Origin of the sequence: Pseudomonas sp. 09C 129 (assembly GCF_002843625.1) — a bacterium.
GTDB classification, from domain to species: Bacteria; Pseudomonadota; Gammaproteobacteria; order Pseudomonadales; family Pseudomonadaceae; genus Aquipseudomonas; species Aquipseudomonas chlororaphis.
This window is the reverse complement of record NZ_CP025261.1, coordinates 1,278,157-1,292,613: the sequence shown is the minus strand read 5'-3', so window position 1 is coordinate 1,292,613 and position 14,457 is coordinate 1,278,157. Positions and strand designations below refer to the sequence as shown.

Below are 14,457 nucleotides of genomic sequence, written 5' to 3'. Positions count from 1 at the left end.
AAATGTTGAAAGAGACTGCTGTTTTAGCCGGTTTTATCTTCAGGGGAAATGGCCAATGATCGGCCTACCGTCATATCAGCTCGTCACACCAGCCTTTGAAGGAACTCCCTATGTCGCAAGCTTTTACCGCCATCGCCACCCTTGTCGCCAAGAGCGGCCAGCAGGCCGTGCTCAAGCGCGAACTCAGCGCCCTGGTGCAACCGAGCCGTGAAGAAGCCGGCTGCCAGTTTTACAACCTGCATCAGGACGCCGAAGCCCCAGGCACCTTTTATGTACTGGAGCGCTGGAACGACGAGGCGGCCCTGGAATTTCACAACGCCACGGCGCACTTCCAGCATTTTCTCAGCCAGACCCGCGAGACGATCGAGCATTTCGAGCTCAAGCGCCTGCTGCTCCTCTGACCCAACCTTCATCTTCATCAGGAAAACCCACCATGAAAGCCATCGCCTACTACGCCTCCCTGCCGATCGACGATCCGCTATCCCTGCAAGACATCGAACTGCCGGAGCCGCTCGCCGGCCCGCGCGACCTGCTGGTGGAAGTCAAAGCCATCTCGGTCAACCCGGTGGACACCAAGGTCCGCCAGAACGTCCAGCCTGAAGGTGGTGCCGCCAAGGTGCTGGGCTGGGACGTGGCCGGGGTGGTCAAGGCGGTGGGCAGCGACGTCAGCCTGTTCAAGGCCGGTGACAAGGTGTTCTACGCCGGCTCGATCGCCCGCGCCGGTGGCAACAGCGAATTGCACGTGGTCGACGAACGCATCGTCGGCCATATGCCCAAGAGCCTGGGCTTCGCCGAAGCCGCCGCCTTGCCGCTGACCGCGATCACCGCCTGGGAACTATTGTTCGAACGCCTGCAGATCGCCGAAGGCCAGGCCGATCGGCAGCAGAGCCTGTTGATCGTCGGCGCGGCCGGCGGCGTCGGTTCGATCCTCACCCAACTGGCCAGCCAGCTCACCGGGCTCAAGGTCATCGGCAGCGCCTCGCGCGCCGAAACCCAGGGTTGGGTACGCGAGCTGGGCGCCGACCTGGTGATCGACCATAGCCAGCCGTTGAGCCAGGAACTGAAAAAAGCCGGCCAGGCCAGCGTCACCCATGTCGCCAGCCTGACCCAGACCGATACGCACCTGGACGAGTTGGTCGAGGCCCTCGCGCCCCAGGGCCGGCTGGCGCTGATCGACGATCCGAAAACCCTCGACGTGACCAAGCTCAAGCGCAAGAGCCTGTCGCTGCACTGGGAGTTCATGTACACCCGCTCGCTGTTCGAAACCGCGGACATGCAGGAGCAGCACAAGCTGCTCAATCGCGTCGCCGAGCTGATCGACGCCGGCACCTTGAAGACCACCCTGGGCGAGCACTTCGGCACGATCAACGCGGCCAACCTGCGGCGCGCTCACGCGTTGCTGGAAAGCGGCAAGGCCAAGGGCAAGATCGTGCTCGAAGGCTTCTGAGGCCGGAGCGGACGGCGTCCTGCCTGCGCTAAAAAGGGGCAGGATGCCGTCAGTCCGACAGTTGATCCTTGTCATACTTGTGACCGTATTCGGGTCTACACTGGGGGCCTTTGCAATGCAGTCTTTTACGCTAGGAGGTCAGCAATGAAGATCCTGATAAAAGAATTGGCAAAATCCAAAGGCACCCAATGGCAGGTTCAACTCGACCAGCATGCGGTGACTTTCCGCAGCGAGGCCGAAGCCCGAGCCTTCGCCAATACGCTGGAAACGCGTCTGCAAGCCCCCCACCGATTCCCCGAAAGCCAACAGCGCGCCGCCGGCTGATTACAGCTGGGCGGCTTGCAGCGCCCTGGCGTTCTGCAATTTGCGGGTGACCATCGCCAGCGTCACCACCAGAATCCCACACAGGCTGATGACCGTTGCCATCGGCACGGCGCTGCCATCGTGCAGCACGCCCACCAACGCCGCGGCGCCGGCCGCCACACTGAACTGCAGGCAGCCGAGCATCGCCGAGGCACTGCCGGCCCGCGCGCCCTGACCGTTCATGGCGCAGGCCGAGGCATTGGGAAGGATGCAGCCCAGGCTGGCGATACAAATGAACAGCGGCGCCAGCAGCGGCCAGAGTTGTGCCGGGTGCAGCGAACTGACGGCGAGCAAGGCCAGGCCACCCAACAGGTAGATCCACACCGTGCGTGCCAGCAGGAACGCCGGGCCACGCTTGGCCAGCAACCGCGCATTGATCTGCGCCACCAGGATGAAGCCGCCGGCGTTGATCCCGAAGAACCAGCCGAAATGCTCGGCCGGCACGCCATAGAGCTTGATGAAGACAAAAGGCGAACCGGCGATGTAGGCGAACATCCCGGCAATGGCGATGCCCCCGGTCAGGGCATGGCCGAGGAACACCCGGTCAGCCAGCAACCGACCGTACTGGCGCAAGGCCCCGGACAACGGCTGGCGCGGCACATGGGCCGGCAGGCTTTCCGGCAAGCCCAGGGCTACCGCCAGGCCGGCCAGGGCGCTGAACAGGGTCAGCATGATGAAGATCGACTGCCAGCCGTAGAGATTCACCAGCAGGCCGCCGAGCATCGGCGCCAGGATCGGCGCCAGGCCCATGACCAGCATCAGTTGGGAAAACACCTTGGCCGAACCCACCGCATCGCACTTGTCGCTGACCACCGCCCGGGAAATCACCATGCCCGCGCAGCCGCCCAGGGCCTGGACGAACCGCGCGCCGATCAGCCATTCCAGGTTCGGCGCGTAGGCACAGGCCAGGGACGCCAGGGTGAACAGCCCCACCCCCGCCAGCAACGGGATGCGCCGGCCGAAGCGGTCGGCCACCGGGCCGTAGGCCAGCTGGCCGATGGACAGGCCGAGGAAGTAGGCCGCCAGGGTCAGCTGAACGTGTTTTTCATCGGTGCCAAAGGCCAGCGCCATCGCCGGGAACGCCGGCAGATAGAAGTCGATGGCCAGAGGACCGAAGGCGCTCAGGGCGCCGAGAATCAGGATTGTGCGAAGGTTCATCAGGCATCCAGGTGCGGGTCGGTCGGCAGCCCGACAGTTTATCCGCGCTTGGAGGCCTTGAACATTCCGATAGGTCGCTAACTATTAAAAAGACCGGCTAAATCCGCTCAGGCCAGCTTGACCGCATAGCCTTCTTCGCTGATCAGGCTGATCACCTCGTCGGCGGACAAGCGGCTTTCCACACCCACTTCCCTGGCCCCGAGATCGACCTTGACGCTGGCCGCCGGATCCTTGCTCTGCACCGCCTGGGTGATGGCCCGGACGCAGTGACCGCAGGACATTCCTTCGACATTGAACACTTGCATGACGCTTCTCCTGTAGTGAGGGTTGTCGCCAGTCTCGACCTTGCCATCATGGCAAGGTCAAGTTCCGGATGCATCTGCCGGGCTGGCAATCGGCGACGCGCTCGGCCAAGCTTCACCCCTCAACGACACGACACTAGGAGATTCAGCCATGCGCTGGTCGGTTATCAGCCTGTTCAGCCTCCTCGGCCTGATCGCGGCATCCCCTTCGGTCAACGCCGCCGGTGAGGACTACGGCGTCCTGATCATTTCCCGGGAACGCCTGGAAGTCGCCACGTCCTGCGAAATCGGCCTGTACATCGAGGACCAGTTGGCGGGCCGGCTGTTCCAGGAACAAGCCACGTCCTTCAACCTGCCGCCGGGCAAAGTCTCGCTGCGCCTGAAACTGCTGCCGGGGCAGATGCCGGGCTGCAACCCGGGCATGCTCGCGCCAGGCTCCCAGGACATCAGCCTCAAGGCCGGCGACGTACTGAAGTTCCGCATCGCCATGAGCCCGTCGGGCCTGCTCCTCCAGCGCACCGGCCTGGGATACTGAGGCCCCGGGTCGTCGCCTGCGCCCTGTCCCTCCCCGGAACCGGCACGGGCGACGATCCGGGCGCTACCCCCGAGACAGATTGAAGCACCCCGCACCATGGCGCTTGACCTTGCCAGCATGGCAAGGTTGATCCTGTAGACCACCGTTTACAGGGAGTGTCAGTGATGTCCGAATCAACCACTTTTGACCTGCCGATTGCCGGCATGACCTGCGCCAGCTGCGCCGGGCGCGTGGAGCGCGCCTTGAGCAAGGTCGCGGGCGCTGCGGCCGTCAGCGTCAACCTCGCCACCGAACAGGCCCGTGTCCAGGCGCCCAGCGACAGCCTGCCGGCGCTGATGGCCGCGGTGCAGGATGCCGGCTACAGCGTGCCGGCCCACAGCCTGGAGCTGAATATCGGCGGCATGACCTGCGCCTCCTGCGTCGGCCGTGTGGAACGCGCGCTGAGCAAGGTGGCAGGGGTCACCCGGGTCAGCGTCAACCTGGCCAACGAACGCGCGCACATCGATCTGCTGGGCCAGGTCGATAGCGCCGACTTGATCGCCGCCGTCAGCAAGGCCGGCTACTCCGCCACCCTGTGGCAAGCCGAACACCCCGAGCGCGACGATCAGGAACAACGCCTGCGGCGCGAACGCTGGTCCCTGGTGCTGGCGATCCTGCTGGCCCTGCCGCTGGTACTGCCCATGGTGGTGCAACCCTTTGGCCTGCACTGGATGCTGCCGGCCTGGGCGCAGTTCGTCCTGGCCACGCCGGTGCAATTCATCTTCGGTGCGCGTTTTTATGTCGCCGCCTGGAAAGCCGTGCGCGCCGGCGCCGGCAACATGGACCTGCTGGTGGCCCTGGGCACCAGCGCCGGTTACGGCTTGAGCCTCTACCAATGGGCCATCACCCCCGCCGGCGGCATGCCGCACCTGTACTTCGAGGCCTCGGCCGTGGTCATCGCCCTGGTGCTGCTGGGCAAGTACCTGGAAAGCCGCGCCAAACGCCAGACCGCCAGCGCCATCCGCGCCCTCGAAGCCTTGCGCCCGGAACGGGCGATCCAGGTCGTCGATGGCCGTGAGCAGGAAGTGGCGATCAGCGCCCTGTGCCTGAACGACCTGGTGCTGGTCAAGCCCGGCGAGCGCTTCCCGGTGGACGGCGAAGTGGTCGAAGGCCAGAGCCATGCCGACGAAGCCCTGATCAGCGGTGAAAGCCTGCCGGTGCCGAAACAGCCCGGCGACCCGGTCACCGGCGGCGCCATCAACGGCGAAGGCCGGCTGCTGGTGCGGACCCTGGCCCTCGGCGCGGAAACCGTACTGGCGCGCATCATCCGCCTGGTGGAGGACGCCCAGGCCGGCAAGGCACCGATCCAGAAACTGGTGGACCGGGTCAGCCAGGTGTTCGTGCCGGCGGTGCTGGTGCTGGCCCTGGCGACGCTGATCGGTTGGTGGCTGTATGGCGCGCCGCTGGAAACCGCGCTGATCAATGCGGTCGCGGTGCTGGTCATCGCCTGTCCCTGCGCGCTGGGGCTGGCCACGCCAACCGCGATCATGGCCGGCACCGGCGTCGCCGCCCGCCACGGAATCCTGATCAAGGACGCCGAAGCCCTGGAGCGTGCCCATGAAGTCAGCATGGTGGTCTTCGACAAGACCGGCACCCTGACCTCCGGCACGCCACGCATCGCTCACCTGGATGCGGTCGACGGCGACGAAGACCGCCTGCTGCAACTGGCCGGCGCCCTGCAACGCGGCAGCGAACACCCGCTGGCCAAGGCGGTTCTCGACCTGTGCGCCGAACGCCAGCTGGCGGTGGCCGACGTCAGCGCCAGCCAGTCCCTGACCGGCCGCGGCATCGCCGGCACCCTGGACGGCCGCCAACTGGCCCTGGGCAACCGGCGCCTGCTGGAGGAAAGCGGCCTGCAAGCCGGCGACCTCGCGGCCTCGGCCCAGGCCTGGGAAACCGAAGGCCGCACCCTGTCCTGGCTGATCGAACAACAGCCGCAATCGCGGGTGCTGGGCCTGTTCGCCTTTGGCGACACCCTCAAGCCAGGCGCCCTGCAAGCGGTGCAGCAACTGAGTGCGCGCCATATCGGCAGCCACCTGCTGACCGGCGACAACCGCGGCAGCGCCAAGGTGGTCGCCGAGGCCCTGGGCATTGCCGACGTACACGCCGAAGTGCTACCCGCCGACAAGGCCGCCACGGTCACCGAACTGAAAAAGACCGGTGTGGTGGCGATGGTCGGCGACGGCATCAACGACGCCCCGGCCCTGGCCGCCGCCGATATCGGCATCGCCATGGGCGGAGGGACCGATGTGGCGATGCACGCGGCGGGGATCACCCTGATGCGCGGCGACCCGCGCCTGGTGCCGGCGGCCCTGGAGATCAGCCGCAAGACCTACGCGAAGATCCGCCAGAACCTGTTCTGGGCCTTCGTCTACAACCTGATCGGCATTCCGTTGGCGGCGTTCGGCCTGCTCAACCCGGTGCTGGCCGGGGCGGCCATGGCGCTGTCCAGCGTCAGCGTGGTGAGCAATGCGCTACTGTTGAAAACCTGGAAACCCAACGACCCGGAGGACGCCCGATGAACATCGGCCAAGCAGCCCGCAAGAGCGGCCTGAGCGCCAAGATGATCCGCTACTACGAGTCCATCGGCCTGCTCCGGCCGGCCCATCGCAGCGACAGCGGCTACCGCCTGTACGGTGACGACGACCTGCACAGCCTGGCCTTTATCAAGCGCTCGCGGGACCTGGGGTTTTCCCTGGAGGAAGTGGGCAAGCTGCTGACCCTGTGGCAGGACCGCCAGCGCGCCAGCGCCGATGTCAAAGCCCTGGCCCGCCAGCATATCGACGAGCTCAACCGGAAAATCGCCGAGCTGGCCGGGCTGCGCGACACCCTGCAGGACCTGGTGCAGCACTGCCACGGCGACCATCGCCCGGATTGCCCGATTCTCAAGGACCTGGCCTCCGGCGGATGCTGCGCGCCCCCATGACCTGTAGCCGCTGCCGCAGGCTGCGACAAGGGCCGAAGGCCCTTCTGGCGGTTTCAAGAGCAGCGCCTGCTTCGCAGTCGATCGCAGCCTATCGGCAGCGGCTACGTGATTCACGGGCACAAAAAATCCGGCCGAGGCCGGATTTTTTGTGCCCGTGAATCACTGCATCCAGGGCGGAGGCGGTGGTTCCTCGGACTTGGCCGGTGGCGCGTCGTCGGCCATGCGTATGGCCTGGCGCCGTTCCTCGTCCAGGCGCGCCGCCTCGATCTCCCGCAGCACGCCGCCGACATCCGCCAGTTCTTGCGGATCGTCGAACTCGCCGGTCAGGACGCTGGCCGGGTGCAGGGTGCCCGCTTCGTACAGGGCCCACATCTCCTTGGCGTAGCGGGTGCGTTTGAGCTCCGGGGCGAAACGCCCGAAGTAGGACGCCATGTTGCCGACATCCCGCTCCAGCATGCTGAAGGCGTGGTTGTTGCCCGCCGCATCCACCGCCTGGGGCAGGTCGATGATCACCGGGCCGTCGGGGGTCAGCAGCACGTTGAACTCGGACAGGTCACCGTGCACCAGGCCGGTACACAGCATCAGCACGATCTGGGAAATCAGGAAGGCGTGATATTCGCGGGCCTGATCCGGCTCCAGCACCACGTCATTCAGGCGCGGCGCGGCATCGCCGTATTCATCCGCCACCAGTTCCATCAGCAGCACGCCTTCGAGGAAGTCGAACGGCTTGGGCACCCGCACCCCGGCGTTGGCCAGGCGGAACAGGGCCGCCACTTCGGCGTTCTGCCAGGCGTCCTCGGTCTCCTTGCGCCCGAACTTGGACCCCTTGGCCATCGCGCGAGCCTGACGGCTGTTGCGCACCTTGCGGCCTTCCTGATACTCGGCCGCCTGACGAAAACTTCGTTTGTTCGCCTCCTTGTAAACCTTGGCGCAACGTAATTCGTTGCCGCAGCGCACCACATAAACAGCTGCTTCTTTACCACTCATGAGTGGGCGCAGCACCTCGTCGACCAGACCGTCCTCGATCAGGGGTTCAATGCGTTTTGGAGTCTTCATCAGCTTTTATCAGGGGTCCTTTATTACCAAACACGCGAATGTCACTCGTTATACGGCAATCCTCGCACCACGGGGAGAGGTTACCGACCTACGACAGTGCCGATGCACTCAATGTGCCAGGTCAACCCGTCATGTCGACAGGCTCGACCGACCAGGATCATAGCCCAGTGCTCGGCGGCTGCCCGTTACTAAAGGCCGGGGTAAATGTGACAGCAGCTGGCGAGCGCTTCGCGCTCGATCGCGAGCAAGCTTGCTCCTACAGAGGGGCCGCCACTGCGCAAACACCTGGCCCCTCAGCGCTCGACAATCGCCGTCACGCCCTGGCCACCGGCGGCGCAGATCGAAATCAGGCCACGCCCCTGCCCCGCCACCTCCAGCAACTTCGCCAGGTTGGCGACAATGCGCCCGCCGGTGGCGGCGAACGGATGCCCGGCGGCCAGCGAGCTGCCTTTGACATTCAGCCGGCTGCGGTCGATGGAACCCAAGGGCGCGTCCAGCCCCAGGCGGGTCTTGCAGTAATCTGCGTCCTCCCAGGCCTTGAGCGTGCACAGCACCTGCGCGGCGAAGGCCTCATGGATTTCGTAGTAATCGAAGTCCTGCAGCCTCAGGCCATTGCGGGCCAGCAAGCGCGGCACCGCGTAGACCGGCGCCATCAACAGCCCTTCCGCGCCGTGGACGAAATCCACCGCCGCCGCTTCGCCGTCGCGCAGATAGGCGAGGATCGGCAAGCCACGTTCCTTCGCCCATTCCTCACTGCCCAGCAGCACCAGGGACGCGCCATCGGTCAACGGCGTGGAGTTGCCCGCGGTCAGGGTGGCTTTGTCGCTGCGTTCGAACACTGGTTTCAACGACGCCAGCTTTTCCAGGGTCAGGTCCGGGCGCAGGTTGTTGTCGCGGGTCAGGCCGAGGAAGGGGGTCATCAGGTCGTCGTGCCAACCCTCGGCATAGGCGGCGGCCATTTTCTGATGGCTCTCCAGCGCCAACTGGTCCTGCTCGTCGCGGGGAATGTTCCAGGTTTGCGCCATCCGCTCGCAGTGCTGGCCCATGGACAAGCCGGTCCGCGGTTCGCCATTGCGCGGCAGTTCCGGCTTGAGGTGCCAGGGGCGCAGTTGCAGGAAAGTCATGAGCTTGTCGCCCAGGGTCTTGCCGCGGTTGGCTTGCAGCAGGATCTTGCGCAGCCCCTCGTTGACCCCGATCGGCGCGTCCGAGGTGGTATCGACGCCGCCGGCGATGCCGCATTCGATCTGCCCCAGGGCGATCTTGTTGGCCACCAGCAACGCCGCTTCCAGACCGGTGCCGCAGGCTTGCTGGATATCGTAGGCCGGGGTGGCCGGCGACAGCCGCGAGCCGAGCACGCATTCGCGGGTCAGGTTGAAATCCCGGGAATGCTTGAGCACCGCGCCAGCGGCCACTTCGCCCAGGCGCAGGCCGTGCAGGCGGTAGCGCTCGATCAGGCCTTCCAGGGCCGCGGTAAGCATGGCCTGGCTGCTCGCGGTGGCGTAAGGCCCGTTGGAACGGGCAAAGGGGATACGGTTGCCGCCGATAATCGCAACACGACGCAGCTGAGTCATGGAAAGCTCCCTATTCTGTGAGTGGCACAACCGACAAGCGTAGGTTCTGTAAGAAAAGTCGCCGAGCGGCGATCAGGCCGTTCATATGCAGAACCCAGCTTGTATCTCATGGACCGAACGACCAAAGGCCCCTCGTGGTCCACACTTTGAACCTCAGTTCCTGGAGCGTGTTCCATGTCAGATCGTTACATCGACTTCGCCAACTCGTCCATCGGCCACCGCCTGGTCGGGGCCCTTGGCCTGCCGTCGCCGGTACGTCTGGAGCGCTGGCAGGCCGGCCGCATGCGCCCGGTCGAGGGGGCGCTGCTGATCGGCGGCGGCCCGCTGACCCAGCAGGTCGGCGCCATCGCCCCGCGGCTGACCGAGAGCATCTACAGCTACGGCACCGATCCGACCCTCGCCACCGCCTGGATTCCCGGCCACGGCCCCAAGCTCAAGGCCGCGGTGTTCGACGCCAGCGACCTCCTGCAGACCGACCAGCTCAAGCAGTTGCGCGAATTTTTCCAGCCGCTGATGAAGAACCTCGAGCCCAGCGCGCACCTGGTGATTCTCGGCCGCGCCCCCGAAACCCTCGGCGATCCGTTCGCCGCCAGCGCCCAACGCGCCCTGGAGGGTTTCAGCCGCTCGCTGGCCAAGGAGCTGCGCAGCGGTGCCACCCTGCAATTGCTGTACGTCGGTGAGGGTGCCGAAAGCCAGCTGGAAGGCGCGCTGCGCTTCTTCCTCTCGCCGAAAAGCGCTTACATCTCCGGCCAGGCGATCCGCCTGACCCCCTGCGCCACCCAGGTCCAGGACTGGACCCGGCCCCTGGCCGGCACGCGGGCACTGGTCACTGGCGCGGCGCGCGGCATCGGCGCCTCGATCGCCGAGACCCTGGCCCGGGATGGCGCCCAGGTGGTGCTGCTGGACGTGCCCGCCGCCAAGACCGACCTCGAAGCCCTGGCCGCGCGCCTGGGCGGCCACGCGATCACCCTGGATATCTGCGCCGAAGACGCCGCGACCCGGCTGGTGGAACAGTTGCCGGACGGCATCGACATCGTGGTGCACAACGCCGGCATCACCCGCGACAAGACCCTGGCCAACATGACCCCGGAATTCTGGGACGCGGTGCTGGCGGTCAACCTCAACGCGCCGCAGGTACTGACCAAGGCCCTGCTGGACAGCGGCTGCCTGCACGACAATGGTCGGCTGATCCTGCTGGCGTCCATCAGCGGTATCGCCGGCAATCGCGGGCAGACCAACTATGCGGCGAGCAAGGCCGGGCTGATCGGCCTGGCCCAGTCCTGGGCCCCGCTGTTGCAAGAGCGCGGCATCAGCATCAACGCCGTGGCCCCGGGCTTTATCGAAACCCAGATGACCGCGCACATTCCGTTCGCCCTGCGCGAGGCCGGGCGGCGCATGAGTTCGCTGGGGCAAGGCGGCCTGCCGCAGGACGTCGCCGAAGCCGTGGCCTGGCTCGCCCAGCCGGGCAGCGGCGCGGTCAGCGGGCAAGCGCTGCGAGTCTGTGGGCAAAGCGTATTGGGAGCGTGAACATGAGCCTTCAATGGCATGAGCTGGATACTCCGCCGGACCTGCCCGAGCTGTACTGGAAGGCCGCGATCCGCCGCAAGATCACCGGCACCGAGCTGCCTGAATATGGCCTGCGCCGCCAGGTGAGCGTGCAACCGGCGAAGCTTGCGGCCTATCGCCAGGTCTGCGGCTTTACCGAGAACGGCCTGCTGCCGCCGACCTACCCCCATGTGCTGGCGTTCGCCCTGCAGATGCAATTACTGACCGCCAGGGACTTCCCCTTTCCACTGCTGGGGCTGATCCATCTGGCCAACCGCATTCGCGTGCTACGACCCATGGGTGGGGTCGGCAACTTGAGCATCGGGGTGCGTGCGGACAACGTGCAGCCCCATGCCAAAGGCGCGGTTTTCGATCTGTTGACCTACGTCGACGACGCCCTGGGACCGCTGTGGGAAGCACAAAGCCGGATGCTCTGTCGGGGTGTGCAACTGCCGGGCGAAGCACCGGCCGAAGAGCCGTCGGCCGAGGCCAGCCTCAGCGAGCTGACGCGCTGGCAAGCCCCCGCCGACATCGGCCGGCGTTACGCCCGGGTGTCCGGCGACTACAACCCGATTCACCTGAGCGCCATCAGCGCCCGAATGTTCGGCTTCCCCCAGGCCATCGCCCACGGCCTGTGGAACAAGGCGCGGACTCTGGCTGCGTTGAGCGAGCATTTGCCGGCGGCCCCTATCGAGATTGCCGTGGACTTCCGAAAGCCGGTGCGCCTGCCCAGCGAGGTGTGCCTGCTGGCAAGCGCCGCGGGCTCGAGCGGTGACCTGCGCCTGACCGGCGCGGGCGACCTGGAACATATGAGCGGGCACTGGCAACCGCTGGCCTGAGCCCGCCTCAACCGCGACGAATCAGGAACACGCCCGCCAGGATCAGCACCAGCCCGGCAATCTTGCCGAGGCTGATGGGTGCCTCGCGAAACCCCGCCCAGCCGAAATGGTCCAGCGCCAGGGCCATGCCCAACTGCCCGGCCAGCACCAGGGCCATGAACAGCATGGCGCCGATCCGTGGCCCGGCGAAGGCCGCGGTGGCAATGAAAAACGCCCCCAGCAGACCGCCGCACCAGTGCCACCAGGTCAGGCTTTTCAAGGCCGTCAGGCCGGGCACTTCGCGCTGGGCCATGGCCAGGACCAGCAAGGCCACGGTGCCGACAAAAAACGAGATCAGCGCCGCCGCCAGCACGCTGGAAACCTGCTTGGCCAATTGGCCGTTGATTCCCGCTTGCAGGGGTAAAAAAGCACCGGCAATCACCGGCAGGCAAAGCAGCCACCAGACAGGGGCAGGCATAAAGTTTCTCCAGAAAAAAAGCCAGGCCGCGGATTATAAGGCAAGTTGACGCCAAATTCGTGACGGGGTCGCCAGGCAATTAATTGTATATATATAACTTTCGTTGACGCCCCCTAATAGTTCTCACTTTAAAAAACACAACATACTGATTAACAACACCTTTTAAAAAACATATTCGCTTATCACACCTTTGGTATTAGTCCCTCCGCAGGAGCAAAAACAGTCAATATATAAGTTGTTAATACCAACTTGAGAATGGTGAAAAAAAGTACTTGGACCTTTTATAGCGGCTACGGACGAAAACATCTCCAGCAACAGAACTGGAGAGTTATCGAAGACAACAAAACGTTGTAACAGGTGCAAGGAATCTCACTCATGAAAACTCAAGTCTGGTTGAAAACAAGCACAGCGCTGGCCCTGATCCTGGCCCTCGGCCTGACCGGTTGCAGCAGCGGCGGTGGCGGCCACAAGAGCAGTTCCGGCAGCTCCTCGCCCGACAGCGCGGCAGGTACCGACAGTGGCTCTGGCGGCTCCGGCGATGGTTCGGGCGGTGCCGGCGGCACCGGTGGCGGCACCGCGGGCACAGGCGGGACCGGCGGAATCGATGGCGGAACTGATGGTACAGGCGGGATCGGCGGCGGTACGGGTGGTACAGGTGGAACCGGCGGCGGCACTGCAGGGACGGGTGGCACTGGCGGGACCGGAGGCACGGGTGGCGGTACCGGTGGAGGTGGCGGCACCGACCCGACCAACCCAACGGATCCGACCGACCCGACGACACCCACCACGACCCCGTTGGTCACCTCGACCCTGGTGTCCGACCTCGGCAGCACCATCAGCGGCGTCGGCGACGGTGTCAGCACCCTCAGCAGCGCGCTGGCTCCGCTTCCGGTAGTCGGCGGGGTCCTGCAAAGCGCGGTGAACACTTCCGGCAATGTGGTCGATACCGTAGGCGATGGCCTGACCAATGGCCTCGGTCAACTGGGCAGCGATCCACAGGCCTTGAGCAAGACCACGGCCATAGTCGGCAACGTGGTGTCGGACGTCGGCGATGGCGTCTCGGACATCAGCGGCAAGCTGGCCACCAGCACCAGCAGCATTCCCCTGGTGGGCGGCGTGGTCACCCGGGTGGCGCCGGTACTCGACGGCGTCGGCGACAAGGTCAGCATGCTCGGCGACACCCTCACCACCGTGACCAGTAGCGGCCCCCTGGGGACAGTAACAGACAAGGTCGGCAACAACCTGCTGGTGCCGGTCGTCACCCTGGCAGAAGGCCTGACCGGCAAGGTGGTCAGCGCCACGGGCCTGAGCGCTCCGGTCGGCAGCCTGATCGACAAGGTGGCAACGACCGTCGACGGCCTGGGCGACAAAGTCACCGCCACGGGCAGTGGCAACACGCTGACCAATACCCTGGGCGGCACCCTGAACAATGTCGCCACCACCATCGGCAATACCAGCAGCCTGACGACCGCCCCGAGCACCGGCGGGGGAACCATCGGCGGCACCGGCCTGCTGGAAACCGTCGGCGGTGCGGTGGTCAACCTGGGTACCGGCTTGAATGCCGGCAACACCAACACCCTGGTCAGCGCCACAGGGGTAAGCACAGCCTCGGTCGGCAACGTCGTAGCCTCGGTGGGCGGAGCCCTGGGCGGCACGGGTGTGGCCAATGTCGGCGCCACTGCGCCACTGGCCGGTGTCGGCGCCACGGTCGGCGCAGCGTTGAACCCGGTCACCACCACCGTCACCGGCCTGACCCAGCAAGTGGGCGCCACGACCGGCACCGGCACCCCCATCGCCGGCCTGCTCACCCAGGTAGGCGGCGCCGTCAGCACGGTAGGCACCACCCTCACCGCCAGCGCCCCCAACCCTGTGGTGAGCACCGTCGGCCAGACCGTGAACACCCTGGGGACCACGGTCACCTCGGTCGGGACCCTGGTCGACGGTGGCACCACTGGCGGCACTACGGGCAGCCTCGGTGGTGTGCTCGGCGGGCTGACCGGAACCCTGAGCGGCACCCGATAAGCGTTTTGCACCTGGCCGATTCGACGGCCCTACCTACAGCGCCTACGCTTGGTTGGAGACGAGGGATTCGATTGAGTCTCTCGTCTTTTTCTTGCCTGGAGCATGACGGTTGCAGTCCTTGATCAAGGCCAAGACCCTGACAAGCGCCGCCGACTGAAGTACCTCTCGCGTTGCTGCGACTTGACCATGGAGTGTCC

14 protein-coding genes are annotated in these 14,457 nt (G+C 65.6%); 9 read left to right on the top strand and 5 right to left on the bottom strand.

The window, feature by feature from the left end; all coding sequences use genetic code 11:
• Positions 1-110: 110 nt before the first annotated feature.
• The 3 genes from CXQ81_RS05960 (at position 111) to CXQ81_RS05950 (ending at position 1,771) form a co-directional block, all read left to right on the top strand.
• Entirely contained in the window at positions 111-401 is a 291-nt protein-coding gene (locus CXQ81_RS05960; protein ID WP_101336746.1) for a putative quinol monooxygenase, read from the top strand.
• Positions 402-433: 32 nt separating this feature from the next.
• The gene (locus CXQ81_RS05955) at positions 434-1,447 is read left to right on the top strand and encodes a zinc-binding alcohol dehydrogenase family protein (RefSeq protein ID WP_009042016.1); all 1,014 of its coding nucleotides are present in this window, start codon (positions 434-436) and stop codon (positions 1,445-1,447) included.
• A 144-nt stretch (positions 1,448-1,591) separates the two neighbouring features.
• Complete coding sequence (locus CXQ81_RS05950) at positions 1,592-1,771, top strand: hypothetical protein (protein WP_007923286.1); 180 nt, start codon at positions 1,592-1,594, stop codon at positions 1,769-1,771.
• On the opposite strand, the gene CXQ81_RS05945 is transcribed toward CXQ81_RS05950, so the two are convergent.
• Positions 1,772-2,968 (bottom strand): multidrug effflux MFS transporter, encoded by a 1,197-nt coding sequence (locus CXQ81_RS05945; RefSeq protein ID WP_009042015.1) that lies wholly within the window; start codon positions 2,966-2,968, stop codon positions 1,772-1,774.
• Positions 2,969-3,075: 107 nt separating this feature from the next.
• A complete protein-coding gene (locus CXQ81_RS05940; RefSeq protein WP_007923288.1) occupies positions 3,076-3,273 on the bottom strand; it encodes a heavy-metal-associated domain-containing protein in 198 nt (65 codons plus the stop codon).
• Positions 3,274-3,421: 148 nt separating this feature from the next.
• On the opposite strand from CXQ81_RS05940, the gene CXQ81_RS05935 reads away from it, so the two are divergent.
• The 3 genes from CXQ81_RS05935 (at position 3,422) to cueR (ending at position 6,770) form a co-directional block, all read left to right on the top strand.
• On the top strand, positions 3,422-3,805 hold the full coding sequence (locus tag CXQ81_RS05935) for a hypothetical protein (protein WP_007923289.1): 384 nt from the start codon (positions 3,422-3,424) through the stop codon (positions 3,803-3,805).
• 164 nt (positions 3,806-3,969) lie between these two features.
• Entirely contained in the window at positions 3,970-6,366 is a 2,397-nt protein-coding gene (locus tag CXQ81_RS05930; protein ID WP_101336745.1) for a heavy metal translocating P-type ATPase, read from the top strand.
• Entirely contained in the window at positions 6,363-6,770 is a 408-nt protein-coding gene (cueR, locus tag CXQ81_RS05925; protein WP_101336744.1) for a Cu(I)-responsive transcriptional regulator, read from the top strand. The genes CXQ81_RS05930 and cueR overlap by 4 nt, the downstream gene beginning before the upstream one ends.
• A 159-nt stretch (positions 6,771-6,929) precedes the next feature.
• Here the strand turns inward: cueR and CXQ81_RS05920 are convergent, their stop codons facing one another.
• Together CXQ81_RS05920 and CXQ81_RS05915 are read right to left on the bottom strand one after the other, a co-directional pair.
• Entirely contained in the window at positions 6,930-7,826 is an 897-nt protein-coding gene (locus CXQ81_RS05920) for a PA4780 family RIO1-like protein kinase (protein ID WP_101336743.1), read from the bottom strand.
• A 293-nt stretch (positions 7,827-8,119) separates the two neighbouring features.
• Positions 8,120-9,397 carry an acetyl-CoA C-acetyltransferase gene (locus tag CXQ81_RS05915; protein WP_101336742.1) on the bottom strand — a complete coding sequence of 426 codons (1,278 nt, stop codon included), beginning with the start codon at positions 9,395-9,397 and terminating at the stop codon, positions 8,120-8,122.
• Between the two features lie 174 nt (positions 9,398-9,571).
• Here CXQ81_RS05915 and CXQ81_RS05910 point away from each other — a divergent pair, with 174 nt between their 5' ends.
• Entirely contained in the window at positions 9,572-10,924 is a 1,353-nt protein-coding gene (locus CXQ81_RS05910) for a 3-oxoacyl-ACP reductase (RefSeq protein WP_101336741.1), read from the top strand.
• Positions 10,925-10,926: 2 nt separating this feature from the next.
• A complete protein-coding gene (locus tag CXQ81_RS05905; RefSeq protein WP_101336740.1) occupies positions 10,927-11,781 on the top strand; it encodes a MaoC/PaaZ C-terminal domain-containing protein in 855 nt (284 codons plus the stop codon).
• A 7-nt stretch (positions 11,782-11,788) separates the two neighbouring features.
• Here the strand turns inward: CXQ81_RS05905 and CXQ81_RS05900 are convergent, their stop codons facing one another.
• Positions 11,789-12,238, bottom strand: coding sequence for a DMT family transporter (locus tag CXQ81_RS05900; protein WP_007928728.1), 450 nt, complete (start codon positions 12,236-12,238; stop codon positions 11,789-11,791).
• A 375-nt stretch (positions 12,239-12,613) separates the two neighbouring features.
• Here CXQ81_RS05900 and CXQ81_RS05895 point away from each other — a divergent pair, with 375 nt between their 5' ends.
• A complete protein-coding gene (locus tag CXQ81_RS05895; protein WP_101336739.1) occupies positions 12,614-14,260 on the top strand; it encodes a collagen-like triple helix repeat-containing protein in 1,647 nt (548 codons plus the stop codon).
• The last annotated feature ends 197 nt before the right edge of the window (positions 14,261-14,457 follow it).

What these genes read in the sequence shown, in the direction of transcription:
- CXQ81_RS05905 (WP_101336740.1), top strand. Translation starts at nt 10,927, where the DNA reads ATGAGCCTTCAATGGCATGAGCTGGATACTCCGCCGGACCTGCCCGAG.
- CXQ81_RS05895 (WP_101336739.1), top strand. Translation starts at nt 12,614, where the DNA reads ATGAAAACTCAAGTCTGGTTGAAAACAAGCACAGCGCTGGCCCTGATC.
- CXQ81_RS05910 (WP_101336741.1), top strand. Translation starts at nt 9,572, where the DNA reads ATGTCAGATCGTTACATCGACTTCGCCAACTCGTCCATCGGCCACCGC.
- CXQ81_RS05900 (WP_007928728.1), bottom strand. Translation starts at nt 12,238, where the DNA reads ATGCCTGCCCCTGTCTGGTGGCTGCTTTGCCTGCCGGTGATTGCCGGT.
- CXQ81_RS05960 (WP_101336746.1), top strand. Translation starts at nt 111, where the DNA reads ATGTCGCAAGCTTTTACCGCCATCGCCACCCTTGTCGCCAAGAGCGGC.
- CXQ81_RS05945 (WP_009042015.1), bottom strand. Translation starts at nt 2,968, where the DNA reads ATGAACCTTCGCACAATCCTGATTCTCGGCGCCCTGAGCGCCTTCGGT.
- CXQ81_RS05930 (WP_101336745.1), top strand. Translation starts at nt 3,970, where the DNA reads ATGTCCGAATCAACCACTTTTGACCTGCCGATTGCCGGCATGACCTGC.
- CXQ81_RS05950 (WP_007923286.1), top strand. Translation starts at nt 1,592, where the DNA reads ATGAAGATCCTGATAAAAGAATTGGCAAAATCCAAAGGCACCCAATGG.
- cueR (WP_101336744.1), top strand. Translation starts at nt 6,363, where the DNA reads ATGAACATCGGCCAAGCAGCCCGCAAGAGCGGCCTGAGCGCCAAGATG.
- CXQ81_RS05955 (WP_009042016.1), top strand. Translation starts at nt 434, where the DNA reads ATGAAAGCCATCGCCTACTACGCCTCCCTGCCGATCGACGATCCGCTA.
- CXQ81_RS05935 (WP_007923289.1), top strand. Translation starts at nt 3,422, where the DNA reads ATGCGCTGGTCGGTTATCAGCCTGTTCAGCCTCCTCGGCCTGATCGCG.
- CXQ81_RS05920 (WP_101336743.1), bottom strand. Translation starts at nt 7,826, where the DNA reads ATGAAGACTCCAAAACGCATTGAACCCCTGATCGAGGACGGTCTGGTC.
- CXQ81_RS05940 (WP_007923288.1), bottom strand. Translation starts at nt 3,273, where the DNA reads ATGCAAGTGTTCAATGTCGAAGGAATGTCCTGCGGTCACTGCGTCCGG.
- CXQ81_RS05915 (WP_101336742.1), bottom strand. Translation starts at nt 9,397, where the DNA reads ATGACTCAGCTGCGTCGTGTTGCGATTATCGGCGGCAACCGTATCCCC.